The following is a 26,860-nucleotide window of genomic DNA, read 5'->3' on the forward strand; positions in this document are numbered from 1 at the left end:
GCGCCCTCCGCGCCCTCCGCGCTGTCCGCGCCCTCCGCGCTGTCCGCGCCCTCCGCGCTGTCCGCGCCCTGCGCGGCTTCCGCGGGGGCCTACGGCGCGGCGCGGGGCCGCGCGTACCCGTGGCGCGTCCGTAGGGCTACGCCGTGTCCGCAGACCTACGCCGCATCCGCGTCGCCGCCGGGCCGGAACAGCGTCGTGGCGAGCTCGCGGAACGTCTCCTCGGGGTCGCCTCCGCCGAGCGCGTCGTCGAGGTTGTGCGCCAGCAGCAGCGTGGCGAAGCCGTGGGCCAGTGACCAGGCGGCGACGCCCGCCAGCCGGGCCTCCACCCCCCGGTCGCGGTCCGGGAGCCCGGCCACGGCGTCCCGCAGCGCGGTGCCGGAGAGGGCCTGGGCGGTGACCAGTTCGACGTCCTCGGGCCGTAGCAGCTGCGGGCTGAACATCACCTGGAAGTGCGCCGGGTGTTCGCGGGCGAAGCGGACGTACCGCACCCCGGCCTCCCGCAGGTCGCCCGCCCGGCGCAGGGCGTCCGCGAGGAGTTCGTGCCCCTCGGCGGCGATGGCGGTGAGCAGACCCGTGCGGTCCTTGAAGTGGTGGGCGGGCGCGGCGTGCGAGACGCCGGCCCGGCGGGCCAGGTCGCGCAGGCTCAGCGCCGCGGGACCCTCGGCGGCGATGGCCTCCAGGGCGGCGGACATGATCGCGCGCCGCAGGTCGCCGTGGTGGTACGGGCGGTCCGGGGGCGTCGGGCGGGTGGTGGCCATGGGGCCAGGTTACTCCGATCTGGTCATTGACAAGTTCTCCCCGGCGGCCCAATCTGGACAGTGACAAGTTCAGGTTCTTCCCTCGCCGACGGTGGAGGCATCCCATGACGGAGCAGACCGGAACCACCGCCCCAGCGGCGGCCTCGACAGCGGCCCCGGCGGAGGTCGGCACCACCGAGGTCCGCCGGATCTGGCACCTCCTCGAGCCGCTGCACGCGGTGCTCTACTACGCCCCGGAGGCCTTCGAGGAGGCAGCCGCCCTGGGCTACGACGTGCGGGAGCGGTGGCCCGCCTACTTCGCCTTCCGGGCCGCCCCGCTCGGAGCCGTCGGCGCGGTGCGCGCGGCCTCGGCCTTCTACAGCATGAGTCCGCGGATGGTGGAGCGGCAGCTGCCGGCGGCGTGGCAGGTCGCGAGCCCGGAGGAGGTCCTCGCGGCGCGGCTGCGCGGGGTGGACCGCGCCTACCGCTCACTGTTCGGCGAGCGGGTGGCCGGCCCGGAGATACGCGCTGCCGCAGTGCTCGCCCGGCGTGCGGCCGAGGCCGCCGACCTCGCCGGCAGGCCGCTGGCCGCGGCCAACGCCGAGCTGCCCTGGCCCGACGAGCCCCATCTTCAGCTGTGGCAGGCGGCGACGATCCTGCGCGAGCACCGGGGCGACGGTCATGTGGCCGCGTTGATGACGGCCGGGCTCGACCCGGTGGAGGCGCTGGTCTCCTTCGAGGCGATCGGCGCCGCCAGTCGGCAGACCCTCGCCAGTCGGGAGTGGAGCGCGCCGGAGTGGGAGGCGGCGCGCAGCCGGCTGGCCGGGCGCGGCCTGGTGACGGAAGGCGGGGCGGCCACGGAGGAGGGCAGGGCGCTGCGTGAGCGGGTCGAGCGGGAGACCGACCGGCTGGCCTCGGCTCCCTGGCGTGCGACGGGCGGGCGGGACACCGCCCGACTTGCCGATCTGCTCGGCGACTTCTGGGTGGCGGTGATCGCCTCGGGCCTGCTGCCGGCCGACAACTCCCTGGGGATAGGCAAGGTGTGAGCCCGCCGTCGCCGACTCGTACGAGTGAGGGCCGGAATGTCCGCTACCACCGGGGGCATGATCGCATCAGTTCGTGCAGTTCCGACACGACCGGAGGTAGCGAACTATGCGCAACAGAAGGCCGGGCGGCGACCGCCGCCGAGCCCTCGGTGTCCTTTCCGCGATCGGAGCGGCGGCGGTACTGGTCTCCGGGTGCGAGGTGCCGGAAGGCACCCTCGACAACTCGCCCTCGGATCAGGCCGGTTCGCCGACCGGTCCGCAGGCGGCCGCGGGGCGTGCCGTCAGCCCGCTCGACAATCCGGACGGCACCAAGCCGGGCCTCGCGGTGGTGTCCTCGGACGCCGACCGCGCCAAGGCCCGTGACCTGATCGAGAAGGTGGACGTGAAGGGCCGCGGCCCCAAGACGGGCTACGACCGCGACGAGTTCGGCGAGGCGTGGCTGGACACCGCCGACGTCCCCCTCTCCCGCAACGGCTGCGACACCCGCAACGACCTGCTGAAGCGGGACGGTGACGAGCTGAAGTTCCGCTCCGGCTCGAACTGCGTGGTCGTGGAGATGACGCTCGCGGACCCCTACACAGGGAAGGAGATCGACTGGGCCAAGGCGGACGCCGCCGAGGTGCAGATCGACCACGTGATGGCGCTGTCCTACGACTGGCAGATGGGAGCCTCCCGCTGGTCGAAGGACAAGCGGAAGGCCATCGCCAACGACCCGCTCAACCTGCTGCCGGTGGACGGCCCCACCAACTCGTCCAAGGGTGACTCCGGCCCGGCGGCCTGGGTCCCGCCGAGCAAGCAGATCCGCTGCGCCTACGCGGTGCGCTTCGCCCAGGTCTCCCTGAAGTACGAACTCCCGGTGACCAAGGCGGACAAGGTGGCCATGCTCAAGCAGTGCGGCGGCTGACGCGCCCCCGGGCCTCGGTGCCGATCCCGGCGCCGGCACCGGGATCGGCGCGTACCCGGACCCCGGCGCGTTCGCGGTGACGGCCACCGAACAGGCCACGGGGCCGCCCCCCGTGTGGACGGAGGACGGCCCCGCGGCCGGTGCGACGACTCCGGTGCGACGACCGGGAGGGTGACTCAGAGGTTGTCGAGGTCCAGGATCTCGCCCTTGGGGGCGGCGGAGGGGACCGGCTTGCCGTAGTCGCTGAACTTCAGGGAGACCGGGGCGCCGCTCTCGGTGGTGTCGACCTGGAGCAGGTAGGGCTTGCCCTCGGTGGCGACGTACAGCGTGGTGGAGCCCTTGCCCTCCTTCGCCGTGACGGTGAAGGCCGGGGTGCCGGCGAGCTCGGTCTCCTTGCCGCGCTTGGAGCCGGCGGTGCTCGCGGTCTTGAGCTCTCCGAGGATGGTGTCGAGGTTGCACATCTCGGCGACGTCGCCGGCGCCGTCGGCCGAGGTCTTGGCCCACTTGCCGCCGATCATGTCGACCATCGCGTCGAGGGTCGCCTTGTCCTGGTCCTTGTTCTGGGCGCGCAGGGCCTTCTCGTCCAGCTTCATGTAGAGCGTCTTCTCGGTGCTGATGATCTCCATGGTGCCCTCACCCTCAGGGCTGATGGTCCCCGCGCACGCGCCCTTCTTGTCCATGGCGATGTCCATCGCCATCGTCTTGCCGGTCTCCTCGTCGGGCATCGTGCCCTTGAAGCGCAGGGACTCGGCGTCCGTGGTGGCCTTCACGGCCTTGTCGGCGATCTGCTTGCCGGACAGGCCCGCGAAGGCCTCCTGGCCGGCGCTGCCCTTCGAGTCCTTCGAGCCCTTGGAGTCCTTGGCGTCCGAGCCGGACTGGCAGCCGGTGACGAGCAGAACGGCGGTGGCGGCGGCCGCGGTCAGCCGGGCGGCGGTACGGGTGGAAGAGCGCATGGCAGGTGGTTCCTTCTCAGGTCCTGGAGACAGCGGCAGGTGTCCCGGCGGCCGCGAAGACGCACTGCACGGGCCGGTCGAACACGACCATGACAGCATGATTGTGTGAACGGGGTCAACCAAGTTCACAAATTGGTGGCCGTACACGCTGTGAACCAGGAGCCCAGATGGCTATGCTCTGCTCGAAGCCGTCCGAGGGGAGTGCCTGGTGCAGGACAACGCGACCGAGGTGACGGCCGCCGACATCGCCCGGCTCGCCGGTGTGGGACGGGCGGCGGTCAGCAACTGGCGTCGTCGGCACGCGGATTTCCCGAAGCCGGTCGGTGGCACGGAGAGCAGCCCGGCGTTCCTCCTCGCCGACGTGGAGGAGTGGCTGCGGCGGCAGGGGAAGCTGGTCGAGGTCCCGCTGCGGGAGCGTGTCTGGCAGCAGGTGTCCGGGCACCCCGAAAGCCCGGCCGCCGCCCTGGTGCAGGCCGGCTGCGTCCTGCTCCTGGTGCACGAGCGGCCCACCCGCTGGCTGGAGATCGCCGCCGGTTCCGACGAGCGGCTCGCCGCCCTCCTGCCGGCGGACCTCGAACAGACCATCACCCGCCGCCTCGGCGGCGGCCAGGCCTCCGCCGAGGCGGGTCCGCCGAGCGGCCCGCGGGCCGTCCGGGTGCCCACCGGACCCGAACTCCTGCCGTCCGCGGCTCTGTTGCGCGGCGTGGCCGAGCTGGCGGCGGAGAGCGGCCCGCGTCAGACCTACGAGTTCCTCCTCGACCGGTTCGTCGACCTCCGCCACCACGCCCTCACCCCGCCCGACCTGGCCGGGCTGATGGCCGACCTCGCCGAGGCCGTTCCCGGGCCGGGCGGCGACGGGGGCGACGGCGACCGCACGTCCCCCCGCGTCGTCCTCGACCCGGCCTGCGGCACCGGCGCCCTGCTGCGCGCCGCCGCCTCCCGGCCCTGCCCCGAACCGGAACTCCTCGGCCAGGACAGCGCTCCCGCGCTCGCCGCGCTGGCCGCCCTGCGGCTCGCCCTGCACACCCCGGGACCGGTGCGGACCGCTCCCGGCGACACGCTGCGGGCCGACGCGTTCTCCACGGCGCGGGCCGACGCGGTGCTGTGCCATCCGCCGTTCAACGAGCGCAACTGGGGCCACGAGGACCTCGCCTACGACCCCCGCTGGGAGTACGGCTTCCCCGCCCGCACCGAATCCGAGCTCGCCTGGGTCCAGCACGCCCTCGCCCGGCTCAAGGACACCGGGACCGCCGTGCTGCTGATGCCGCCTGCCGCCGCCTCGCGCCGCTCCGGTCGTCGGATCCGCGCCGACCTGCTGCGCCGGGGCGCGCTGCGCGCGGTCATCGCCCTGCCCGCCGGGAGCGCGCCCCCGCACAGCCTTCCGCTCCACCTGTGGGTGCTGCGCCGCCCCGGCGTCGCACCGGCCCAGCCCCGGCTGCTCCTCGTCGACACGGCCGCCGGCGCGGGGAGCCGTCCCGAGACCGACCGGGGTGACGTCCGCGAGATCGCCCTGAACGCCTGGCGGTCCTTCGACCGCGCCGGTGACGTCACCGAGGAACCCGGCCGGGTCCGCGCGGTCCCGGTCATCGACCTGCTGGACGACGACGTCGACCTGACTCCGGCCCGGCACCTGCCCCCGCCGGTCACCGCGCAGGACACCGAACAGCTCACCGCCGTCCGCGAACGCCTCGGCGACACCCTCAGACGGACCGCCGAACTCGCCCCCCTCCCGGCACCCGGGGAAGAGCCGGCCCCCGGCGTCGGCGGCCCGGTCACCACCGTCGGGGAACTCGTCCGCGGCGGGGTCCTCACGCTCCTGCTGGGCGGTACCGGCGGCCGTCGCGGTCTGCCGGTCCTGACCGACCACGACGTCCTCGCCGGCACAGCCCCCTCCGGCGCGCTGCCCGACGACGGCACCGGCGACGAGCACACGGTCGTCACGCGGGCCGGGGACGTCGTCCTTCCCGTACTCGGGGGCGAGCCCGTCGCCCGCGTGGTCGACGACGAGGCGGCCGGCGCGGTCCTCGGCCGCAACCTGGTCCTGCTGCGGCCGGACCCCGACACCCTGGACCCCTGGTTCCTCGCCGGATTCCTGCGCGGCACCGCCAACCAGCGCCGGGCCAGCAGCTTCGCCTCCACCGCCACCCGCCTCGACGTGCGCCGCCTGAGAGTGCCCAGACTTCCGTTGGAGGACCAGCGCCGCTACGGCGACCGCTTCCGCGCCCTCGACGAGTTCGAGGCCGCCCTGCGCCAGGCCGCCGCCCTCGGCGCCCGTCTCGTCCGCGGCACCTACGACGCCCTCACCGACGGCGTCATGCCCCCGGTCTGACACCCCTCGCAGGAGAACGGTGAAAGGGCCGCCCCGGTGGGGGCGGCCCTTTCACGTGTCGGGGTGGCGACCGGTCGGCGGTCGCGCGGGGTGCGGCTCAGGGGGTCTTGAGCTCCCAGACGACCGGGTCGGCCATGAAGTCCGGGGTGACCGACAGGTCGATGGTCTTGGCGCCCGCCTCGACGCTGAAGCCGTAGACGAGGGTGGCCTTCTTGCCCGGCGCGACGGTGCCCGCGTTGAGCTCCAGGTCGGAGTCGAAGTCGAACACCTGCGAACCGGGGGTGCCGTTCTTGCCGGCGGTCGCGTCAACCATGAGGTTCGCCAGCTTGTAGTTCTTGCCGGTGGTGTTCTCCACGACGACCGTCACCTTGTACGCGTCGTTGCCCTTCTCGTGGCCCGCGGAGACGTCGCTCGGCGTGAACTTGGCGATCTTGTCGATGCTGACGGTGACGCCGTCCTCCCACTCCGCCATCTGGTCGATGGTGAAGGGCTTTCCGTCCGCAGCCTCGCCCTCGGCCCCCGCCTCTTCGGCGGTCTCCTCGGTCCCCGGGTCCAGCGGGGCGCTCGTGCCGGCCTCCTTCTCGAGCCGGTCGAGGTCCTTGGCGATGTCGTCGCCCAGCTTGTTGACCACGAAGACCGAGACGATCGTGATGGCGGCCGCGGCCACGACGGCGATGGCGCCGAGCACCACACCGGTGACGGCCGCCCCCTTGTTGGTCGCCTCGCCGGCCTTCGCCTTGCTGATGCCGATGATGCCGAAGATCACCGCGAGGACGCCGAGGATTCCGCCGAACACGGAGAGGATCACCGTGACGGCGAGGATGAGGGCGATGATGCCGCACACCAGACCGGCGGTGCCCATGCCGTTCTTCGGCGGCTGCTGGTACGGCGGCATGGGCGGCGGCGGTACGGGCGCGTAAGGCATCTGCTGGGACATCAGGGTTCCCCCTCCAAGGGTCGCGATCGCCGCCCGTTGTCGTGTCCACGTGCAGCACCCCAAGGAGATCATGTGTTGTGAACTCGATCAACCAAAATCCTCGCGCCGAGACGGTCTTGTGATGAACCGGGGACGCAAGTGTGAACAGTCGGGCGGGGGTCCCCGAGGTGAAGGCGAAGGCGGCGGATCCTCATCGGAGGAGTCCTGGCGACCGGCCTGACGTCCCGCCAGGTGGTGGGGGTAAGTGTGTGAATTGGATCAACATGCATGCACAGGCTTGCTGGGCAACTCGCTGTGTACGTCGTGATCGTGTGGTTATGCTCGGGCCGACCGAACGAGGGAAGGGGGCCCGTGCAGGAGGACGCGACCGAGGTGACGGCCGCCGGCATCGCCCGGCTCGCCGGTGTCGGGCGGGCGGCGGTCAGCAACTGGCGGCGCAGGCACGGGGATTTCCCGAAACCGGTGGGCGGCACGGAGAGCAGTCCGGCGTTCCTCCTCGCGGACGTGGAGGAGTGGCTGCGTCGGCAGGGGAAGCTGGTCGAGGTCCCGCTGCGTGAACGGGTCTGGCAGCAGGTGACCGCACACCCGCAGGGTCCCGCCGCGGCTCTGGTGCATGCGGGCTGCGTCCTGCTCCTGGTGCACGAGCGGCCCACGCGTTGGCTGGAGATAGCCGCCGGTTCCGACGAGCGGCTCGCCGCCCTCCTGCCGGCGGACCTCGCGGACGTCCTCGCCCCGCGCCTCGGTCCTGCCGCCCCCGTGGCGGCCGACGCCCCCGAACTGGTCTCCTGCGCGCCGCTGTTGCGCGGTGTCGCCGAACTGGCCGAGGGGAGCGGCCCGCGCCGGACCTACGAGTTCCTTCTCGACCGGTACACGGACCCCCGCCGGCACGCGCTCACCCCGCCGGGCCTGGCCGGGCTGATGGCCGACCTGGCGGGAACGCACGGACCGGACCGCCCCGGCTCACCCCGGATCGTCCTCGATCCCGCCTGCGGCACCGGCGCCCTGCTGCGCGCCGCCGCCCGGACCCATCCGGGTCATGTGCTGCACGGTCAGGACAGCGTCCCCGTCCTCGCCACGCTCGCCGCCCTGCGTCTCGCCCTGCACACTCCGGGCCCGGTGCGCGTCACCACCGCGGACACCCTGCGCGCCGATGCCGCCCCCTTGCTGCGGGCCGACGTCGTGCTGTGCCATCCGCCGTTCAACGAGCGCAACTGGGGCCACGAGGACCTCGCACACGACCCCCGCTGGCGGTACGGCTTCCCGGCACGCACCGAGTCGGAGCTGGCCTGGGTACAGCACGCGCTGGCCCGTCTGCGCGAGGGCGGGACCGCCGTGCTGCTGATGCCGCCGGCCGCCGCCTCGCGCCGCTCCGGCCGTCGGATCCGCGCCGACCTGCTGCGCCGGGGCGCGCTGCGCGCGGTCATCGCGCTGCCCGCCGGGAGCGCGCCTCCGCACGGGCTCCCCCTCCACCTGTGGATACTGCGCCGCCCGGGCCGCGGCCCCGTCCCGGCGCAGGTGCTGATGGCCGACACCGCCCTCGCCCTCGCCCCCGCCCTCGCCTCCGAGGCGCGCGCGGCGGACGCCACGAGATCCGCTGCCACAAGGTCCACCGCCACACCCGGTGCCACGCGGCCCGATGCCTCGACGTCCGGCACCTCGACGTCCGACGCCACGCGGCCCGGTGCCTCGACGTCCGCTGCCACGAGGCCCGGCACCCCGACGTCCGGCACCTCGACGTCCGACGCCACGAGGCCCGGCATCCCGGCGACGGGCCCCCCGGTGTCCGGTGCCGTCTCCCGGCCGGGACGGGACTGCGGGCACGTGCGGGAAGCGGCGCTGGCCCTCTGGCGGGCCTTCGACCGCACCGGAACGCTGGACGAGCGGCCCGGTGTCGCCCGGGCGGTCCCGGTGGGCGACCTGCTGGACGACGAGGTCGACCTGACCCCGGCCCGGCACCTTCCCCCGCCCGTCACCCGCGACGGCCCCGAGCGGCTGGCGGCGGTCCGGGAACGTCTGGACGTGACGCTGCGGGCCGTCGCCGCGCTCGCACCCCTCCCGCCGCCCGTGGAGGAAGCGGCCGCCGGCGCCCGTGGCTCCGGTCCGGTCACCACCGTCGGGGACCTCCTCCGCGGCGGGGCCCTCACCCTCGTGCTGGGCGGGGCGGGCGGAAGGAGAGGCGCGCGGGTCCTGACCGACCACGACGTCGTCACGGGTGCGGCTCCCTCCGGCACGCTGCCCGAGGACGGGGCGGGGGAGGACGAGCCCGTGGTCACCCGGTCCGGGGACGTCGTGCTTCCGGTGACCGGGGGAGAGGCGGTGGCCCGTGTGGTGGGCGACGAGGCGGCGGGCGCGGTCCTCGGCCGCAACCTGGTCCTGTTGCGGCCCGACCCGGACACCCTGGACCCCTGGTTCCTGGCGGGGTTCCTGCGGGGCACCGCGAACCAGCGCCGGGCCAGCAGCTTCGCCTCCACCGCGACCCGCCTCGACGTGCGCCGCCTGCGGGTGCCGAGGCTGCCGCTGGAGGACCAGCGCCGCCACGGCGACCGTTTCCGCGCCCTCGACGATTTCGAGGCGGCGCTGCGCCGGGCCGCCGCCCTCGGCACGCGCCTCGTCCGCGGCTCCCGCGACGCCCTGACCGACGGCGTGCTCCCTCCCCTCTGACGCCCCTTCACCCCCGGGACGCACCCTCGGCCGCGCCCGCGCACCGCCCCCGGCTGCGATCCGGAAACGGATCCCGTACTCCGGGGCCGGGCGCGCGAACCGGCCAGTACCCTGCTCGAAGCCGTCGATACAACACAGGAGATGCCATGCAGGGCCAGGGCCATCACCACCCGGTCACGCCGCCGCCGCCCACCGGACTGCTGGTGTTCCTGCGGATCCTCTTCGTGGCGATCGCGATCGGCAGCATCGGCTTCCTGATGTGGGTGCCGATGATGCGACTGGCGATCGTCACCCGCAAGACCCTCGACTGGGTGCTCTGCGGCCTCTCCTTCGTCCTGCTGGTGGTCTCCATGGCGCTGCTGCTGTCGGAGCCGGACGACGAGGTCGACACCCCCGCCGAGACGGTCGGCGTACTGCTGCTGCTGGTCACGCTGCTCGCCGTCGTCTCCTACTACCTGGCCGTCGACATCCGGCACTTCGACGAGCGGCGCCGGCTCGCGGACGCCGCGCGCGCCGGGCACGGGCACGGTCCCGCCGGGGCGTACGGCTACCCGCAGAACACCGGCCCCTACGGCTACCCCGTGGTCCCGCAGCAGCAGGGGCAGCCCGGCACCTGGTCCGGCGGCGGCCACGCGCCCACCCCGAACCACACCTCCACCCCGCACCACACGTCGACGCCGAACCACACCCCGGCCGCGACCCACACGCCCGCGCCCGCGCACACGCCTCCGCCGCCCACCACCCCCGCGCCCGGCGGCCGCATCGACCAGGTGCGCGCCGAGCTCGACGAGCTCAGTGAACTGCTGCGCAAGCAGGACGGCGGCCCGGAGGACGCCAGGTGACCACCACCACCGGCCGTGTGGTCGCCGGACGTTACGAACTGTCCACGCTCATAGGCCAGGGCGGCATGGGCCAGGTGTGGACCGCCTACGACCGCCGCCTCGACCGGCGCGTCGCCGTCAAGCTGCTGCGTCCCGACCGCGTCGCCGGGGCGGAGGCGGAGGAACTGCGCCGCCGCTTCCTGCGAGAGTGCCGGGTCACCGCCCAGGTCGACCACCCCGGCCTGGTCACCGTCCACGACGCGGGCAGCGAGCAGGACGACCTGTTCCTGGTCATGCAGTACGTCGACGGCGCGGACCTCGCCGACCACCTCGCCGAGCACGACCCGTACCCCTGGCCCTGGGCGACCGCCGTCGCCGCCCAGCTGTGCGCGGTCCTCAGCGCGGTGCACGCGGTGCCGATCGTCCACCGCGACCTCAAGCCGCGGAACGTCATGGTCAAGCAGGACGGCACGGTGACCGTGCTGGACCTCGGCGTGGCCTCCGTGATGGACTCCGACACCACCCGGCTCACCCACACCGGCTCGCCCATCGGCTCACCCGCCTACATGGCGCCCGAGCAGGCCATGGGCGGCGCCGTCGGCCCCTACACCGACCTGTACGCGCTCGGCGTGGTGCTGCACGAACTCCTCTCCGGCGAGGTCCCGTTCGCCGGGACCACCGCGCTCGGCGTCCTGCACCGGCACCTCTACGACCCGCCGCTGCCGCTGCGCCGGCTGCGCGCCGAGGTCCCCGAGCCGCTGGAGCGCCTGGTGCTGCGGCTGCTGGAGAAGGATCCGCAGAACCGGCCGTCCTCCGCCCAGGAGGTCTACGAGGCGCTGCTGCCGCTGCTCCCCGAGCGGGGACTGCCCAGCGGCGCGCCCCTGGACCCCACCCGGCCCTTCCTGCGCCCGCACGCGCCCTGGCCCGACCGAGCCCGCACGCCCGCCCCGCGGCCCGTCACCCCGCCGCCCGCCGCCGACCCGGCGGCCTCCAGGGCGGGCAAGCCGGCCGTGGCCGACGCCGTGGACGAGGTCAAGCGGCTGCTCGGCGACGGGCGGATCACCCAGGCCGTGGACCTCCTCGGCGCGATCCTCCCGGACGCCGCCCACCAGCACGGCGAGCGCTCCCCGGTGGTGCGCACCCTGCGCAAGCTGTACGCCGCCACCCTGATGGACGACGGCCAGTACCGCCGCGCCCTGCCCGAACTGCGCCGTCTCGCCGAGGAACGCGCCGCCGAGGCCGGGCACGACGACCGGCAGGCGCTCGGGTTCCGGTTCGACGCCGCGCTGTGCCTGGAGCAGCTCGGCGAGGCCACCGCCGCGCTCGCCGAGTACCGCGCGCTGCTGCCCGCCTACGAGAACCCGTACGCCGGCGGCGACCCGGCCCGCGCCCACGACCTGCGCCGCCGCATCGGCCACCTGCTGCTCGCCCTCGGCGACCGCCAGGCAGCCCACGACACCCTGGCCCGCCTGGCCCTGGACGTGGAACGCCTGCACGGCCCCGCCCACCCCCTGGTCGGCGACCTCCGCCGCACCCTCCAGTGGCTCGGCCAGATGGGCGGCTGACCCCAGGCCGACGCCGTGGACACGCCGTGGACACGCCACGGCCGATCCACGGCCGACCCACGGCCGACCCCGCGGGGTCGGGCGACGCCGCGGGGCGATGTCACGGGCAACGTTGCGGCGGGACTTCCCGATCGTTGGCACGACGTTGGCGCCAGGGGCTGGTTCACAGCCCCGGCGCTGCCTACCATCGATCACCGCAAGACTTTGTGCACCAAAGCACAAACTCCAACGGGAGGTTTCCTTGCAACGCCGCCGTCGCCGTACCGCGCTCCTCCTCACCGCCGCCTTCGCGGCGCCACTGCTCACCGCCTGCGGAACCGAGGCGCACCCGGGCGCCGCGGCCGTGGTGGGCGGGGAGCGGATCACCCAGGCCCAGGTCGAGGAGCGGGTCCGCGAGGTGCGCGACGCACAGCGCGCCGTGGTCCCCGACGACGAGCAGTACCGGCAGGTCGTCTCCCAGTCCGGCTCCCTGGCCCGGTTCACCGTGCAGTCCATGGTGATCGACCGGGTGCTGCACCACGCCGCCGAGGAGGCGGGCGTCACCGTCACGCCCAGGAAGGTCCAGGACCTGCGGACCAACCTGGAGCGGCAGCTCGGCGGGGAGAAGGGACTGCGGAACACCTGGCTCCAGCAGTACGGCGTCGCCCCCGAGCGGCTGGAGGAGAACCTGCGCCTGCAGGTCGCGGCGGGCGAGCTGGCGCAGCGGCTCGGCACCGAGACCGACAGCCCCGTCTTCACCAAGGCGCTCGCCGACGCCTCCAAGGACCTCGGCGTCGAGCTCAACCCGCGCTACGGCACCTGGGACGCGGAGAAGAGCGCGCGGGCGGACCTCAAGACCCCCTGGGTGCGGGACGTCGAGGCCTGAGCCGCGGGGCCGGGGGCGGGAGGCGGCGCACCGCTGCGTTACGTTCGAAGGGTGAACGCCAACGCCTCCCCCGACGCCCCCGGCCGCGTCGTCCTGCTCACCACCAGCCACCGGGTCGCCCCCGGTCTGCTGTCCTGGCCCGCCTGGAGCGTCCTGCGCGAGGCGGACCGGGTGCTCTGCGCGGACGGCGCGCACCCGCAGCTGCCCTACCTGCGGGAGGCAGGGGTGACGGTGGAGGAGGCATCGCCCTCCGCCCGCGACCTGGTCGACGCGGCGGCCGGCGGGCGCACCGTGGTGGTGGTCGCCGGCGGCGAGGGCGAGCCCGCGCTGACCGACGGCCTGGCCCGGCTGGCCGGCTCCGGCCGCGTCCACATGCCCGACCTGGAGCTGCTCCCCGCCTCCTACGACCTGCCCGGCGCGCGGCTCCTTGACCTGGTCGCGGTGATGGACCGGGTTCGCACCGACTGCCCGTGGACCTCCCGGCAGACCCACGAGAGCCTCGCCAAGTACGCGCTGGAGGAGGCGTACGAGCTGGTCGAGGCGATCGAGACGGGCAACCGTGAGGAGCTGCGCGAGGAGCTGGGGGACGTGCTGCTTCAGGTCGTCTTCCACGCCCGGATGGCCGAGGAGGACGACGAGGAACCGTTCTCCGTGGACGACGTGGCGGGCGGGCTGGTCGCCAAGCTGATCCACCGGCATCCGCACGTCTTCGGCGAGGAGTCCGCGGCGACGCCGGAGGAGGTCGAGGAGCACTGGCTGCGGACCAAGGCGGTCGAGAAGCAGCGGTCCTCGGTCACCGAGGGCGTGCCGATCGGGCAGCCGGCGCTGGCGCTCACCGCGAAGCTGGCGTCGCGGGCCCGCAAGGCGGGGCTCGACGCGGCCCTCCCGGCGGGTGAGGGCGTCGGCTACGAACTCCTGACCCTCGCCGTGCGCGCCGAGGAGGCGGGCGTCGACCCCGAGTCGGCCCTCCGCGCGGCCGCCCGCGCCTACCGCGACGCCATCCGCACCGCCGAGGCGGCGGCTGCCGCGGGCCTCTGACCCACCGGGCCCCGCCCTGGGCCGTCATGCCGCCGCGGCGGGAGCACCGCGGAGGCGGCACGACCGCCCGCGGGGTCGCCGGCCCCGGTCGGCCGGACCCGGCGTGAGCCGGTGGGACGGGGAGCGCAGGTCCCGTGCGGGGGAGGGGGCCCCGCCGCGTACCGTCGTGGGGTGAACGAGCCGCACCAGACGCCCTCCACCCCGCAGACCCCGCACGCCCCGCAGACGCCGCACGCCCCGCGGACCCCGCCCGCCCCGGAACTCTTCACCTGGGAGTTCGCGACCGACCCCTACCCCGCCTACGCCTGGCTCCGTGAGCACGCCCCCGTGCACCGCACGCGGCTCCCCAGCGGGGTGGAGGCCTGGCTGGTGACCCGGTACGCCGACGCCCGGCAGACCCTCGCCGACCCGCGGCTGTCGAAGAACCCCGCGCACCACGACGAGCCCGCGCACGCCCGGAACCGGACCGGCATCCCGGGCGAGCGCAAGGCGGACCTGATGACGCATCTGCTGAACATCGACCCGCCGGACCACACCCGGCTGCGCCGCCTGGTCGCCAAGGCGTTCACCCCGCGCCGGGTCGCGGAGTTCGCGCCCCGCGTGCAGGAGCTCACCGACACCCTGATCGACGGCTTCGCCGCGCGCGGCAGCGCGGACCTGATCCACGACTTCGCGTTCCCGCTCCCCATCTACGCCATCTGCGACCTGCTCGGCGTCCCGCGCGAGGACCAGGACGACTTCCGGGACTGGGCGGGCATGATGATCCGCCACGGGGGCGGCCCGCGCGGCGGCGTGGCGCGCTCGGTGAAGAAGATGCGCGGCTACCTCGCCGAGCTGATCCACCGCAAGCGCGCCGCCCTGCCCGCGCAGCCGGCGCCCGGCGAGGACCTGATCTCCGGTCTGATCCGCGCCTCGGACGAGGGGGAGCACCTCACCGAGAACGAGGCCGCCGCGATGGCGTTCATCCTGCTGTTCGCCGGCTTCGAGACGACGGTCAACCTGATCGGCAACGGCGCCTACGCGCTGCTCACCCACCCCGCCGAACGCGAGCGGCTCCAGCGCTCGCTGGCCGCGGGGGACGAGTCCCTCCTGGAGACCGGCGTCGAGGAACTGCTGCGCTTCGACGGCCCCGTGGAGCTGGCGACCTGGCGGTTCGCGACCGAGGAGCTGACTCTCGGCGGGCAGCGGATCGCGGCCGGCGATCCGGTCCTGGTGGTGCTGGCCGCGGCGGACCGGGACCCCGAGCGGTTCGCCGAGCCGGACACCCTGGACCTGTCCCGCCGCGACAACCAGCACCTGGGGTACGGGCACGGCATCCACTACTGCCTGGGCGCCCCGCTCGCCCGGCTCGAGGGCCGCGCCGCGCTCGCGACCTTGCTCACCCGTCTGCCTGACCTCCAACTCGGCGCTGCGCCCGAGGAGTTGCGCTGGCGCGGCGGTCTCATCATGCGTGGCCTGCGGACTCTTCCGGTCGAGTTCACTCCCGAGCCGGGACCAAGTGGAAGCAATAGTTCGACAGTTCTGTGATGTTCGTGTGTTCTGTGCGACATCGAGTTGTGACGAACGATGATCACCGGCTACGTTCCCGCACAGACGTGACGACCCCGCCGGCGCGGTGCCGGACGTGGTCGCGCGCCCACAGCAGTCGACGAAAGGCATCCGCATGCTCTCCGGAAACGGTCGTCACCGCCGCCCCCGTCAGGCGCCGGCGGTCGTCGTCGCAGCCGGCGTGACCGGGTCCGCCCTCGCCCTGCCGCTCTTCGCGGCCACCGGCGCGAGCGCGGCCGACGGGGCGACCTGGGACCGGGTCGCCGAGTGTGAGAGCGGAGGTGCCTGGAGCGCCGACACCGACAACGGGTTCTTCGGCGGTCTCCAGCTCACCCAGGACCAGTGGGAGGGCAACGGCGGCCTGTCGTACGCCTCCAACCCGGCCGAGGCGAGCCGTTCGCAGCAGATCGCCGTGGCCGAGCGCATCCTCGCCGAGCAGGGCGCGACCCCGTGGCTCGCCTGTGGCGCGATGAACGGTCTGCGCGAGAACGCCCCCGCCGCCCAGGTGGACACCGGCGTGGACGCGCTGCGCACCGGCGACGTGACGGACTCCGGCTCCTTCGACGGCTCGGCCTCCGGCTGGGGGTCCGCCGGCGGCGACCGCACCGGCGGTTCCGGCGCCGGGCGCGCGGACGAGGCGCGCGGCTCCGGCTCGGCCGAGGCGGCCGGCGACGCCGACCAGGGGATGCTCCGGGGCGCGGGTCACGGCCTCTTCCCGGGCGCCGACTACGCGCCGGCGGACGGCGGGTCCCTGGACCTCGGCCAGGAGGCCGGGCAGGACGAGGGACTGGACCTCGGCGAGGACCTGGGCCTGGTCGACACCGGCACCGGCGCCCCCGTCGTCCCGGACCTGCCCGAGGTCGGCGGCGGCGACGCGGGCGAGCACGGCGGCGGCCAGTCCGGCGACCACGGCGACACCGGCAACGGCACCGGCGAGGGCAAGGGCGACGCGGACCAGGAGGAGACCGGCGACACCGGCTCGTCCGACGAGGACGCCCCGCTGTTCGACGGCGAGGGCGACCCGCTGTTCGGGGACGACACCCCGCTCTTCGGCGACGACGCCGCCACCCAGGAGGACTCCGAGGCCTCCTCCGGCTCCGGCCGCCACCGCGGCACCAGCGCCGAGGAGAGCACGCAGAGCACGAGCGGCTCCTCGGGCCGCCACGCGGCCCCCGCGGGCACCTACACCGTGAGGGCCGGCGAGAGCCTCGTCTCCATCGCCAAGTCGCAGGACGTACAGGGCGGCTGGCGCGCCCTGTACGAGGCCAACAAGGACCTGATCGGGGACGACCCGGACCGTCTGGTGGCGGGCACGAAGCTGTCCCTCCCCGCCTGAGCCGGGCCGGGGACGGCAGGGGACGAGACGATCAGGCAGGGTGAAAGCCGGGCAAAATCGGGGGAGTTACCCACCCTTTCGTCCTGGAATGTCTGATTCCGGAGAAGTGAGAGATGGGTCTCAGAAGCCCTGATCGTCTTTGAAATCCCGGCCTGGGCGTGGCTAACGTCGAACCGCTCGCTCCAGCGGGCCCCGGCGGCCGTCACGCCTAATCCTGCCAACGGCCGTACGGGACATGTCGTCGCGTCATGCGCCGTAGGCAGGAGCGGGGGAACCAGGTAAGCGCCGTGTCCGGCAGCGAGATCGCCGGACCGGCTAGGGGTGAAGCCGTGCACCGGGAGGTGCGCGGCCGGGCGACCCTCATAGCCCGAACCCGACAGCTCACCTCGCAGGCGTCGGTGAGGGGATACCTCCATGTCGTTTTCCTGCCAGGGCAAGCACCGTCGCCCCTCCAAGGCCAAGCGCGCCATCGCCGTCGCCGGTCTCACCGGCGCCGTCGTGGCCGCCCCGCTGATCACCGCGGGCACCGCCTCGGCCGCCACCGAGTCCGAGTGGGACGCCGTCGCCCAGTGCGAGTCGGGCGGCGACTGGTCCATCAACACCGGCAACGGGTTCTACGGCGGTCTGCAGTTCACCAACCAGACCTGGGCCGGCTTCGGCGGCACCCAGTACGCCGCCCAGGCCAACCAGGCCACCAAGGCCCAGCAGATCGAGATAGCCGAGAAGGTCCTCGCCGAGCAGGGTCCGGGCGCCTGGCCGCACTGCGGCGTCGGCCTGTCCAGCTCCCCGTACCAGGGCGGCGCCGCCGAGGCCCCCGCCCAGGAGCAGGCCCCGCAGCAGGAGGCCGCCCCGGCCCCCGCGCCGAAGGCCGAGAAGCCTGCCCAGCCCGCCAAGGCCGAGAAGCCGAAGAAGGCCGAGAAGGTCACGACGCCCACCGGCAAGAAGGTGCTGAAGGGTGACGGCGAGTACAAGGTCCGCAAGGGCGACTCGCTCAGCCGGATCGCCGAGAAGCACCACACCAAGGGCGGCTGGAAGAAGCTGTACAAGCTGAACAAGGACGTCGTCCAGAACCCGCAGCTGATCTACCCGGGCCAGATGCTCCACCTGAGCTGACCCGCCGGGCGGCGGGCTCCACCCGAGCCGGCCGCCCGCCCCCGTGACAGCCCCGCCCCCGTGTTGCGTGATCCGCGCACGGGGGCGGGGCATTTGCACGCAATACGTCCGCCCACTTTTTGTTTCGGGTCGGAACAATTAATCTCCTGTTACCCCTCCGTAGAGGGGGCGACCGGCTGGCCGATCCCGTCCGGCCGGTTAGGCTCGGTCTCGCAGAGCCACGGAGGCTGTGCACCCCGTGCCGGACCAGGTGGTCCGGCGCCACTCGCGTCACATCCCAGAAGGAGATGCTCGTGCCGTCCATCGACGTCGTCGTAGCCCGGGAAATCCTGGACTCCCGAGGCAACCCCACGGTCGAGGTCGAGGTCGGCCTCGACGACGGCAGCACCGGCCGTGCCGCTGTTCCGTCCGGCGCCTCCACCGGCGCCTTCGAGGCCATTGAGCTTCGCGACGGTGACAAGAACCGCTACCTCGGCAAGGGCGTGGAGAAGGCCGTCCTCGCCGTCATCGAGCAGATCGGCCCGGAGCTCGTCGGCTACGACGCCACCGAGCAGCGCCTGATCGACCAGGCGATGTTCGACCTGGACGCCACCGACAACAAGGGCTCCCTCGGCGCCAACGCCATCCTCGGCGTCTCCCTCGCCGTGGCCCACGCCGCCTCCGAGGCCAGCGACCTGCCGCTCTTCCGCTACCTGGGCGGCCCCAACGCGCACCTGCTGCCGGTGCCGATGATGAACATCCTGAACGGCGGCTCGCACGCCGACTCCAACGTGGACATCCAGGAGTTCATGATCGCGCCGATCGGCGCCGAGTCCTTCTCCGAGGCCCTGCGCTGGGGCACCGAGGTCTACCACACCCTCAAGAAGGTGCTGAAGACCAAGGGCCTGGCCACCGGCCTCGGCGACGAGGGCGGCTTCGCCCCCAACCTCGGCTCCAACCGCGAGGCGCTGGACCTGATCCTCGAGGCGATCAAGGAGGCCGGCTACACCCCCGGCCAGCAGATCGCCCTCGCCCTCGACGTCGCCGCCTCCGAGTTCTACAAGGACGGCAAGTACCTCTTCGAGGGCAAGGAGCGCTCCGCCGCCGAGATGACGGAGTACTACGAGGAGCTCGTCGCGGCCTACCCGCTCGTCTCCATCGAGGACCCGCTGTTCGAGGACGACTGGGACGGCTGGAAGACCATCACCGACAAGCTGGGCGACAAGGTCCAGCTCGTCGGCGACGACCTCTTCGTCACCAACCCGGAGCGCCTGGGCCGCGGCATCGAGGAGGGCGCCGCCAACGCCCTGCTGGTGAAGGTCAACCAGATCGGCTCGCTGACCGAGACCCTGGACGCCGTCGAGCTGGCCCAGCGCAACGGCTTCAAGTGCATGATGTCCCACCGCTCCGGCGAGACCGAGGACGTCACCATCGCCGACCTCGCCGTCGCCACCAACTGCGGCCAGATCAAGACCGGCGCCCCGGCCCGCTCCGAGCGCGTCGCCAAGTACAACCAGCTGCTGCGCATCGAGGAGATCCTCGACGACGCCGCGGTGTACGCCGGCCGCAGCGCCTTCCCGCGCTTCAAGGGCTGACACCCCGGCCCCCGGGCCGCGACGCCCGACCGTGCCCCCGGAGCTCCGGCTCCGGGGGCACACCCTTGTCCGTGTCCCGCGGGCCCGCTGCCTGCCCCGCTGCGCGCGGCCGCGCCCCGGCGTCACGTACCGTGTGCGGGGAAGAAGACGCGGGACGGCCGCCAGGACGCTCACGCGGCACAGCAGGCGCAGGCGCAGAGGCACGTACGCACAGCAGGCACGCAGGCAGGCACACGGCACGCCGACGGGGAGGCGCGGAGAAGATGGCGCAGAACCGGGACCGGTTCTCCACGACCACCCGGCTGCGGCTGCTCGGTGAGCAGACCGCCGCCCGCGTCTACCGCTCCCAGACCCGCCGCCAGGCCCGCCGCTCCCGGCTGACCGGCCGGGCCGCGCTGCTCGCCCTGGTGCTGTGCACCCTGATCGTCGCCCTGGCCTACCCGACCCGGCAGTACGTCTCCCAGCGCGCCGAGATCGCGAAGCTGGAGGAGGAGCGCGACGCCGCCCGCGAGCGGGTGGAGGACCTGCGCGACCTCAAGGCGCGCTGGAAGGACGACGCCTACGCCGAGCAGCGGATCCGCGAGCGGCTGCACCAGCTGCGGCCGGGCGAGACCGGGTTCACCGTGCGCGGCGCCGCCTCGGCGCCGCGGCAGGACGCCGGGCGGCCCACCGCGGACCGCCCCTGGTACGACATCCTGTGGGAAGACGTCGACGAGGCGGACACGGCGGACGGGACGGCCCGGGCCGCCGGCCGCGCGGACGCCGCCCGCTGACGACCGACCGCGCGGACGCCCGCTGACGACCGACCGCCCCACCATCAGAGCGAGAGAGCAGAACCCCAGGCATGGAAACGCCCCCGCCGCCCACCGAGCGCACCGAGCCCACCGACGCGGACGTCGAGGCGTTCCAGCTCCAGCTGGGCCGTCCCCCGCGCGGGCTGCGCGCCATCGCGCACCGCTGCCCCTGCGGGCAGCCGGACGTCGTGGAGACCGCGCCGCGACTGCCGGACGGCACGCCCTTCCCGACCACGTACTACCTGACCTGCCCGCGCGCCGCCTCCGCGATCGGCACGCTGGAGGCGGACGGCGTGATGAAGGAGATGACCGAGCGCCTCGCGTCCGACCCGGAGCTCGCCGCCGCCTACCGCGCCGCCCACGAGGACTACATCCGGCGCCGCGACGAGATCGAGGTGCTCCAGGGCTTCCCCAGCGCGGGCGGCATGCCCGACCGGGTCAAGTGCCTGCACGTCCTGGTCGCGCACTCCCTGGTGGCCGGTCCGGGCGTCAACCCGCTGGGCGACGAGGCCATCGCCCTGCTGCCCGAGTGGTGGCGCAAGGGCCCCTGCGTGACGCCGCAGGGCTGCGCCGCGCCGGAGGAGGGGGAGGCGCAGTGACCCGGGTCGCCGCCGTCGACTGCGGAACCAACTCCATCCGTCTGCTGGTCGCCGACGCCGACCCGGTGACCGGCGAGCTGACCGAGCTCGACCGCCGGATGACGATCGTGCGGCTCGGCCAGGGCGTGGACCGCACCGGCCGGCTCGCCCCCGAGGCGCTGGAGCGCACCTTCGCCGCCTGCCGCGAGTACGCCGCCGTCATCGAGGAGCACGGCGCCGAGCGGATCCGCTTCGTCGCCACCTCCGCCTCCCGGGACGCCGAGAACCGCGACGAGTTCGTGGCCGGCGTCCTCGCCGTCCTGGGCGTCGAGCCCGAGGTGATCACCGGTGAGCAGGAGGCCGAGTTCTCGTTCACCGGCGCCACCCGCGAACTCGCGGGCCGCACCGACCTGGCCAAGCCCTTCCTGGTCGTGGACATCGGCGGCGGCTCCACCGAGTTCGTCGTCGGCGACGACCGGGTGCGCGCCGCGCGCTCGGTGGACATCGGCTGCGTGCGGATGACCGAGCGCCACCTGGTCGAGGACGGCACGGTGGTGGACCCCGCGACGGACGAGCGGATCGCGGCCGTACGCGCCGACGTGGAGGCCGCCCTGGACCTCGCGGAGCAGACCGTCCCGCTGCGCGAGGCCCGGACCCTGGTGGGTCTGGCCGGCTCGGTCACCAGCGTCTCGGCGATCGCCCAGGACCTGCCGGAGTACGACTCCGCCGCCATCCACCACTCCCGCGTCCCCTACGAGCGGGTCCGCGAGATCACCGGGGAGCTGCTGGGCTCCACGCACGCCGAGCGCTCCCGGATTCCCTCGCTGCACCCCGGCCGGGTCGACGTGATCGGCTCCGGCGCCCTGGTGCTGCAGGCGATCATGGAGCGGATCGGCGCCGAGGAGGTCGTGGTCAGCGAGCACGACATCCTCGACGGCATCGCCTGGAGCATCGCCTGAGCGACCGCTCGGGCCACGGCCCCGCGCTGCGCATGACATGAGTCACACAACCGGTGCGGACCGGGAGGGCAACCCTCCCGGTCCGCACCTCTTTGTCCCCGGCGCCGGTCGGGCGGCCTGCGGCGGGCCAGGCGAAAGACCAGGGCGGATTCCGTCAACCCCTCGTAAAATCCAGCGGGTTGATCACCGTCCGCGTGTCGCGCACGGCGGCCCGGGGAGGGCCCGGCGGTGGTCCCACCGTTCTTCGCCACACCCGCGCATCTCGCCCCAGGAGGCATGTCCGTGCAGAAACGCCGTTACCTGGCAGTGGCCGCCGCTCTCGCCGTGACCGCGCCCGTCGCCCTGTTCGCCGCCTCGCCGGCCTTCGCGGAGACGTCGGCGCCGGTGGCCGCCCAGGCCGGGACCACCGTCCAGGAGCTGGAGAAGGCCCTCGAGGAGGCGCGCACCGCCTACGGCGAGGCCATCCGCGCCCGGATCGAGGCGTACGACAAGGTCGAGGCCCTCCTCGACTACGACAAGGACAACCCGCCGGCCGTGGTCGTCGCCGCCGAGGAGGCCAGGAAGGCCGCCGACGAGGCCAAGGCCGCCCTCGACGCCGCCGTGACGCGCGTCGAGAACGCCAGGACCGCGCTCGCCGAGGCGGACGAGGCGGGCAAGGCCGCCGCCGAGCAGGAGGTGACCGACGCCGAGCTCGCCCTCGAGGACGCCCGCCAGGCCCACGTCGAGGCGGACGAGAAGGCGAAGGCGGCCGGCACGGCGCTCGACGACGCCCGCGTCGAGGTCCTGCGCACCTACGAGCTCGCGAAGCAGGCCGAGAAGACCGCCAAGGAGAAGGCGGAGGCCGCCGAGAAGGCGCTCGCCGACGCCAAGAAGTGCACCGATGCCAAGGCGCTGAGGTCGAGGGCGGTCGGCCTGCCCGAGCAGATGGTCGCGGGCGACCGGGTGCCCTTCACCTTCCGGATCACCAACCGCACCGAGCACACCGTCGACGTCCAGCCGCTGACGCTCATCGTCCTCGACACCCCCGGCGCCGACCAGGACGACCTCGAGGTCGAGTGGAAGAGCGGCGACGGCTGGGTGGAGCTGGAGCCCGCCGACAGCCCCGCGGTGGTCTTCGAGGACCTGAAGCCCGGCGAGCGCGCCAAGATCAAGATGCGCCTGACCGTCGACAAGGACACCCCGAAGAGCCACGTCCACGCGTCCTTCGCCGCGGACCCGGTCAAGGGCTCCGTGCCGTGTCTGTTCGGCCCGATGAAGAACTACGGGATCGACGTCCTGCCCGCCGGCAGCACCCCGAGCCCGACCCCGAGCGACGGCGCCTCGCCGAGCCCGACCCCGACCACGACGGCGACCCCGGCCCCGAGCGCGAGCGCCACCTCGGGCGCCGCCCCGCAGGGCGGCACCGGCAACCTGGCCGCGACCGGCTCCACGGTGACCCCGGTGGCCCTGGCCGCCGCCTCCGCACTGGTGCTGGGCGCCGGCGCGGTGGTCGTCTCCCGCCGCCGCAAGGCGGACGCCCGGTCCTGACCCGGTCCCTCACCACGGCCCGGCGGAGCGCCTCGGCGCACCGCCGGGCCGCGGTGTGTCCAGGGCCGTCCGGACCTGCGCGGGTCCTGTCCGGGTCCTCCTCGGTCCCTCCGCGAAGAACCTTCGTGAACTTCTTCACAAGGAATTGTCCCCTGGAGGGCGACAAGCGGCGCGACGAACGGCCGACAGGGGGCGGAACGTGTGGTTCCGTGCATCCGTGCGAGGGGATCGCCGTGCGGGGCGCCCGGACGCACGCCCTTCTGTTTCGCGTTCCTCACGCCGTCCTTACATGGACAAGGAGCAGCTCACGGGCCATGGACAACGAGAGGCGGGCGCGCACCGTTCCCCTCCGGCGCAATGATCTGGGTCACGTAAGCCGCGCAGTGTAACAGAGCACCGGTAGAAGCTTGTGAAGGGGCGCACGAAGGTCACCCCCCGAAGAGGTGGATACTCGATGCCATGAGCACCACGGAGCGTCCCAGGATCCTCGTTGTAGGCGGTGGGTACGTAGGCCTGTACGCGGCACGACGCATTCTGAAGAAGATGCGCTTCGGCGAGGCGACCGTCACGGTCGTCGACCCGCGCTCGTACATGACCTACCAGCCCTTCCTCCCCGAAGCCGCCGGCGGCAACATCTCGCCGCGCCACGTCGTCGTCCCGCTGCGACGCGTGCTGCGCAAGGCCGAGGTGCTGACCGGTCGCGTCACCACCATCGACCAGGACCGCAAGGTCGCCACGGTCGCCCCGCTCGTCGGCGAGGCCTACGAGCTCCCCTTCGACTACCTCGTGGTCGCGCTGGGCGCGGTCTCGCGGACCTTCCCGATCCCGGGTCTGGCCGAGCAGGGCATCGGCATGAAGGGCGTGGAGGAGGCCATCGGCCTGCGCAACCACGTCCTGGCCCAGCTGGACAAGGCCGACTCGACGAACGACGAGGAGATCCGCCGAAAGGCGCTCACCTTCGTCTTCATCGGCGGCGGTTTCGCCGGCGCCGAGACGATCGGCGAGGTCGAGGACATGGCCCGCGACGCGGCCAAGTACTACAAGAACGTGTCCCGTGAGGACATGCGCTTCGTGCTGGTCGACGCCGCGGACAAGATCCTCCCCGAGGTCGGCCCCAAGCTCGGCCAGTACGGCAAGCAGCACCTGGAGTCGCGCGGCGTCGAGGTGCACCTGTCCACCTCCATGGACTCCTGCGTCGACGGCCACGTGGTCCTGAAGAACGGCCTCGAGGTCGAGGCGGGCACCATCGTGTGGACCGCCGGCGTCAAGCCCAACCCGGTGCTGTCCCGCTACGGCATCGCGCTCGGCCCGCGCGGCCACGCCGACTGCGCCCCGACCCTTCAGGTCCAGGGCACCGACTACGTCTGGGCCGCGGGCGACAACGCCCAGGTCCCGGACCTGGTCGGCCGCGCGGCCGGCAACCCGAACGCCTGGTGCCCGCCGAACGCGCAGCACGCGCTGCGTCAGGCCAAGGTCCTCGGCGACAACGTCCTCTCGGCGCTGCGCGGCTTCCCGCAGAAGGACTACAAGCACGCCAACAAGGGCGCCGTGGCGGGCCTCGGCCTCCACAAGGGCGTGGCGATGATCGTCATGGGCAAGATGAAGATCAAGCTCAAGGGCCGTCTCGCCTGGTACATGCACCGTGGCTACCACGGCATGGCCATGCCGACCTTCAACCGCAAGATCCGCGTCCTCGCGGACTGGACCCTCGGTGCGCTGACCAAGCGCGAGGTCGTCTCGCTGGGCGCCATGGAGCACCCGCGCGAGGAGTTCTACGAGGCCGCCAAGCCCGCTCCGGCCGCCGCCGCGGCCGCCCCGGCGCCCGCCGGCGTCGCCGCCGCCAAGGCCGAGGAGAAGGCCAAGGCCTGACCTTCCGGTCACCTGCGTGAGCCCGAAGGGGCTGCCCACCTTCCGTGGTGCGGGCAGCCCCTTCGGGCTTTTCGGCGTTGCTTTTCAGCCGATTGTTTGCTTTTCGGACGCCTGCGCCCGGCGGTGCCGATGTTTCGGGATGTTTCGTTGACCCGGGCTGTTTACAGCAGGTTCACAGTCGCCCTATGGTCCGGAGTGGGAGCGCTCCCACCCCCACGTTTCTATGTCATGCCCATGCACTGCAGTCGGGTGGACGACCCGGCGGCGCACACCGGCATGACCGGCGAAAGGCACCTGCCGTGATCAGACTGACCAGCCGCTTACGCGGCATCAGGCGCAAGACCTCCCTGCTCACCGCTTTCGCGACTCTGCTCTCCGGTTTCGGCCTGGTGCTGCTGGCCCAGGGCCCGGCCGAGGCCCACGGCGTCGCCATGTCTCCGGGTTCCCGGACCTACCTTTGCTACAAGGACGCGATCACCGGCTCCGGCGCGGCCTCCCCGACCAACGCGGCCTGCGCGGCGGCCCTCGCCCAGAGCGGTTCCTCCTCCCTCTACAACTGGTTCGCGGTCCTCGACTCCAACGCCGGCGGCCGTGGCGAGGGCTACGTGCCCGACGGCACCATCTGCAGCGCCGGCGACCGCTCCCCGTACGACTTCAAGGGCTACAACCTGGCCCGCAACGACTGGCCCAAGACGCACCTGACCTCGGGTTCCAGCTTCCAGTTCAAGTACAGCAACTGGGCCGCGCACCCGGGTGAGTTCCGGGTCTACATCACCCGCCAGGGATGGTCGCCCACCTCGCAGCTGAAGTGGTCCGACCTGTCGCTGATCCACACCGTCTCCAACCCGCCCCAGACGGGCTCGGCCGGTGCCGACGGCGGTTACTACTCCTGGAACACCCCGCTGCCCTCGGGTCGCTCCGGTGACGCGATGATCTTCGTCCAGTGGGTGCGCTCGGACAGCAACGAGAACTTCTTCTCCTGCTCCGACGTCGTCTTCGACGGCGGCAACGGCAACGTCACCGGCATCGGCGGCAGCACCACGCCGAGCCAGCCGCCCACCAGCCAGCCGCCGACGAGCCAGCCGCCCACCAGCCAGCCGCCGACCTCGCCGAGCCCCAGCTCCTGCATGGCGTCGTACAAGGTCATCAGCTCCTGGGGCGGTGGCTTCCAGGGTGAGGTTCAGGTGATGAACCACGGCACCTCGGCCCTCAAGGGATGGCGCGTCAACTGGACGAACGCCAGCGGGACGTCCATCGCCAGCCTCTGGAACGGCAACCTGACCACCTCGGGCTCCGCGGTGACGGTCACCAACGCGGCGCACAACGGATCGGTACCGGCGGACGGCACGACGACCTTCGGGTTCACCGCCAACTCCTCCGGAAACAACCTGCCGACCGGCTCCGTCTCCTGCACGGCCCTGTAGCCGACCAGGACCGCACCCTGTGAGGGTGACGGGCCTGTGGACAGCCGCGAGGCCGTCCACAGGCCCGGCGGGGGCCGGCACGCGGACCCCCATGCCTGAAGGGCGCCCTGGCGGGCAGAGATGAATTCCCGTCAATCTCCGGTTGACCTCGGTCTCCGGCCGGAGGGTTCAGGGCGGGGCCGCATGGATCCGAGCGGTTCTGACGGTCCGTCAGGGCCCCGTAAAATAAGACAACTTCGCGGGTGTGCTGCTGTTCGAACGGGGTCCCGCCGCTAGGCTCAG

21 protein-coding genes and 1 riboswitch are annotated in these 26,860 nt (G+C 73.2%); of the genes, 18 read left to right on the forward strand and 3 right to left on the reverse strand.

The features are described from left to right. Positions 1-155 precede the first annotated feature (155 nt). A complete protein-coding gene (locus ABT026_RS08970) occupies positions 156-758 on the reverse strand; it encodes a TetR/AcrR family transcriptional regulator (protein ID WP_351113441.1) in 603 nt (200 codons plus the stop codon). Positions 759-862: 104 nt separating this feature from the next. Here ABT026_RS08970 and ABT026_RS08975 point away from each other — a divergent pair, with 104 nt between their 5' ends. Beyond that, positions 863-1,783: an SCO6745 family protein gene (locus ABT026_RS08975; RefSeq protein ID WP_351113442.1), complete on the forward strand. Its 921-nt coding sequence runs from the start codon at positions 863-865 to the stop codon at positions 1,781-1,783. 106 nt (positions 1,784-1,889) lie between these two features. Next, positions 1,890-2,687, forward strand: a complete 798-nt coding sequence (locus ABT026_RS08980; protein ID WP_351113443.1) for an HNH endonuclease family protein — start codon at positions 1,890-1,892, stop codon at positions 2,685-2,687. A 176-nt stretch (positions 2,688-2,863) separates the two neighbouring features. Here the strand turns inward: ABT026_RS08980 and ABT026_RS08985 are convergent, their stop codons facing one another. Beyond that, positions 2,864-3,640, reverse strand: a complete 777-nt coding sequence (locus ABT026_RS08985; protein ID WP_351113444.1) for a hypothetical protein — start codon at positions 3,638-3,640, stop codon at positions 2,864-2,866. Positions 3,641-3,848: 208 nt separating this feature from the next. Between ABT026_RS08985 and ABT026_RS08990 the strand changes: the two genes are divergently transcribed. Beyond that, positions 3,849-5,969, forward strand: coding sequence for an N-6 DNA methylase (locus tag ABT026_RS08990; protein ID WP_351113445.1), 2,121 nt, complete (start codon positions 3,849-3,851; stop codon positions 5,967-5,969). A 97-nt stretch (positions 5,970-6,066) separates the two neighbouring features. Here ABT026_RS08990 and ABT026_RS08995 read toward each other — a convergent pair whose 3' ends face one another. After that, on the reverse strand, positions 6,067-6,906 hold the full coding sequence (locus ABT026_RS08995) for a DUF4190 domain-containing protein (RefSeq protein WP_351113446.1): 840 nt from the start codon (positions 6,904-6,906) through the stop codon (positions 6,067-6,069). Between the two features lie 351 nt (positions 6,907-7,257). On the opposite strand from ABT026_RS08995, the gene ABT026_RS09000 reads away from it, so the two are divergent. The 15 genes from ABT026_RS09000 to ABT026_RS09070 all read left to right on the forward strand — a co-directional run bounded on the left by ABT026_RS09000 (position 7,258) and on the right by ABT026_RS09070 (position 26,578). Beyond that, positions 7,258-9,567: an N-6 DNA methylase gene (locus ABT026_RS09000; protein ID WP_351113447.1), complete on the forward strand. Its 2,310-nt coding sequence runs from the start codon at positions 7,258-7,260 to the stop codon at positions 9,565-9,567. A gap of 146 nt (positions 9,568-9,713) precedes the next feature. Further along, entirely contained in the window at positions 9,714-10,409 is a 696-nt protein-coding gene (locus ABT026_RS09005; protein WP_351113448.1) for a hypothetical protein, read from the forward strand. Next, the gene (locus ABT026_RS09010; protein ID WP_351113449.1) at positions 10,406-11,953 is read left to right on the forward strand and encodes a serine/threonine-protein kinase; all 1,548 of its coding nucleotides are present in this window, start codon (positions 10,406-10,408) and stop codon (positions 11,951-11,953) included. The genes ABT026_RS09005 and ABT026_RS09010 overlap by 4 nt, the downstream gene beginning before the upstream one ends. 241 nt (positions 11,954-12,194) lie before the next feature. Beyond that, positions 12,195-12,818: a SurA N-terminal domain-containing protein gene (locus ABT026_RS09015; protein WP_351113450.1), complete on the forward strand. Its 624-nt coding sequence runs from the start codon at positions 12,195-12,197 to the stop codon at positions 12,816-12,818. Between the two features lie 51 nt (positions 12,819-12,869). After that, positions 12,870-13,856, forward strand: coding sequence for a nucleoside triphosphate pyrophosphohydrolase (locus tag ABT026_RS09020; protein WP_351113451.1), 987 nt, complete (start codon positions 12,870-12,872; stop codon positions 13,854-13,856). Positions 13,857-14,027: 171 nt separating this feature from the next. After that, positions 14,028-15,383: a cytochrome P450 family protein gene (locus ABT026_RS09025; protein WP_351113452.1), complete on the forward strand. Its 1,356-nt coding sequence runs from the start codon at positions 14,028-14,030 to the stop codon at positions 15,381-15,383. A 136-nt stretch (positions 15,384-15,519) separates the two neighbouring features. After that, positions 15,520-16,740 (forward strand): transglycosylase family protein, encoded by a 1,221-nt coding sequence (locus ABT026_RS09030; protein ID WP_351113453.1) that lies wholly within the window; start codon positions 15,520-15,522, stop codon positions 16,738-16,740. Positions 16,741-16,981: 241 nt separating this feature from the next. Further along, positions 16,982-17,150: riboswitch (cyclic di-AMP (ydaO/yuaA leader) on the forward strand. 4 nt (positions 17,151-17,154) lie between these two features. Beyond that, complete coding sequence (locus ABT026_RS09035; RefSeq protein ID WP_351113454.1) at positions 17,155-17,853, forward strand: transglycosylase family protein; 699 nt, start codon at positions 17,155-17,157, stop codon at positions 17,851-17,853. A gap of 293 nt (positions 17,854-18,146) precedes the next feature. Beyond that, the gene (eno, locus tag ABT026_RS09040) at positions 18,147-19,427 is read left to right on the forward strand and encodes a phosphopyruvate hydratase (RefSeq protein WP_351113456.1); all 1,281 of its coding nucleotides are present in this window, start codon (positions 18,147-18,149) and stop codon (positions 19,425-19,427) included. Between the two features lie 263 nt (positions 19,428-19,690). Further along, entirely contained in the window at positions 19,691-20,200 is a 510-nt protein-coding gene (locus ABT026_RS09045) for an FtsB family cell division protein (RefSeq protein ID WP_351113457.1), read from the forward strand. Between the two features lie 71 nt (positions 20,201-20,271). Beyond that, positions 20,272-20,820, forward strand: a complete 549-nt coding sequence (locus ABT026_RS09050; RefSeq protein ID WP_351113458.1) for a DUF501 domain-containing protein — start codon at positions 20,272-20,274, stop codon at positions 20,818-20,820. Beyond that, positions 20,817-21,758: a Ppx/GppA phosphatase family protein gene (locus ABT026_RS09055; RefSeq protein WP_351113460.1), complete on the forward strand. Its 942-nt coding sequence runs from the start codon at positions 20,817-20,819 to the stop codon at positions 21,756-21,758. The genes ABT026_RS09050 and ABT026_RS09055 overlap by 4 nt, the downstream gene beginning before the upstream one ends. Positions 21,759-22,034: 276 nt before the next feature. Then, positions 22,035-23,285: an LAVTG motif-containing sortase-dependent surface protein gene (locus ABT026_RS09060; RefSeq protein WP_351113461.1), complete on the forward strand. Its 1,251-nt coding sequence runs from the start codon at positions 22,035-22,037 to the stop codon at positions 23,283-23,285. A 459-nt stretch (positions 23,286-23,744) separates the two neighbouring features. Continuing rightward, entirely contained in the window at positions 23,745-25,154 is a 1,410-nt protein-coding gene (locus ABT026_RS09065) for an NAD(P)/FAD-dependent oxidoreductase (protein ID WP_351113462.1), read from the forward strand. Positions 25,155-25,453: 299 nt separating this feature from the next. Beyond that, positions 25,454-26,578, forward strand: coding sequence for a lytic polysaccharide monooxygenase (locus tag ABT026_RS09070; protein ID WP_502967927.1), 1,125 nt, complete (start codon positions 25,454-25,456; stop codon positions 26,576-26,578). Positions 26,579-26,860: the final 282 nt, after the last annotated feature.

This window comes from Streptomyces sp. NPDC002734 (assembly GCF_040295685.1).
Classification (GTDB): domain Bacteria; phylum Actinomycetota; class Actinomycetes; order Streptomycetales; family Streptomycetaceae; genus Streptomyces.

What these genes read in the sequence shown, in the direction of transcription:
- ABT026_RS08970 (WP_351113441.1), bottom strand. Translation starts at nt 758, where the DNA reads ATGGCCACCACCCGCCCGACGCCCCCGGACCGCCCGTACCACCACGGC.
- ABT026_RS09005 (WP_351113448.1), top strand. Translation starts at nt 9,714, where the DNA reads ATGCAGGGCCAGGGCCATCACCACCCGGTCACGCCGCCGCCGCCCACC.
- ABT026_RS09065 (WP_351113462.1), top strand. Translation starts at nt 23,745, where the DNA reads ATGAGCACCACGGAGCGTCCCAGGATCCTCGTTGTAGGCGGTGGGTAC.
- ABT026_RS09050 (WP_351113458.1), top strand. Translation starts at nt 20,272, where the DNA reads ATGGAAACGCCCCCGCCGCCCACCGAGCGCACCGAGCCCACCGACGCG.
- ABT026_RS08975 (WP_351113442.1), top strand. Translation starts at nt 863, where the DNA reads ATGACGGAGCAGACCGGAACCACCGCCCCAGCGGCGGCCTCGACAGCG.
- ABT026_RS09035 (WP_351113454.1), top strand. Translation starts at nt 17,155, where the DNA reads ATGTCGTTTTCCTGCCAGGGCAAGCACCGTCGCCCCTCCAAGGCCAAG.
- ABT026_RS09045 (WP_351113457.1), top strand. Translation starts at nt 19,691, where the DNA reads ATGGCGCAGAACCGGGACCGGTTCTCCACGACCACCCGGCTGCGGCTG.
- ABT026_RS08980 (WP_351113443.1), top strand. Translation starts at nt 1,890, where the DNA reads ATGCGCAACAGAAGGCCGGGCGGCGACCGCCGCCGAGCCCTCGGTGTC.
- ABT026_RS08985 (WP_351113444.1), bottom strand. Translation starts at nt 3,640, where the DNA reads ATGCGCTCTTCCACCCGTACCGCCGCCCGGCTGACCGCGGCCGCCGCC.
- ABT026_RS09060 (WP_351113461.1), top strand. Translation starts at nt 22,035, where the DNA reads ATGTCCGTGCAGAAACGCCGTTACCTGGCAGTGGCCGCCGCTCTCGCC.
- ABT026_RS09030 (WP_351113453.1), top strand. Translation starts at nt 15,520, where the DNA reads ATGCTCTCCGGAAACGGTCGTCACCGCCGCCCCCGTCAGGCGCCGGCG.
- ABT026_RS08995 (WP_351113446.1), bottom strand. Translation starts at nt 6,906, where the DNA reads ATGTCCCAGCAGATGCCTTACGCGCCCGTACCGCCGCCGCCCATGCCG.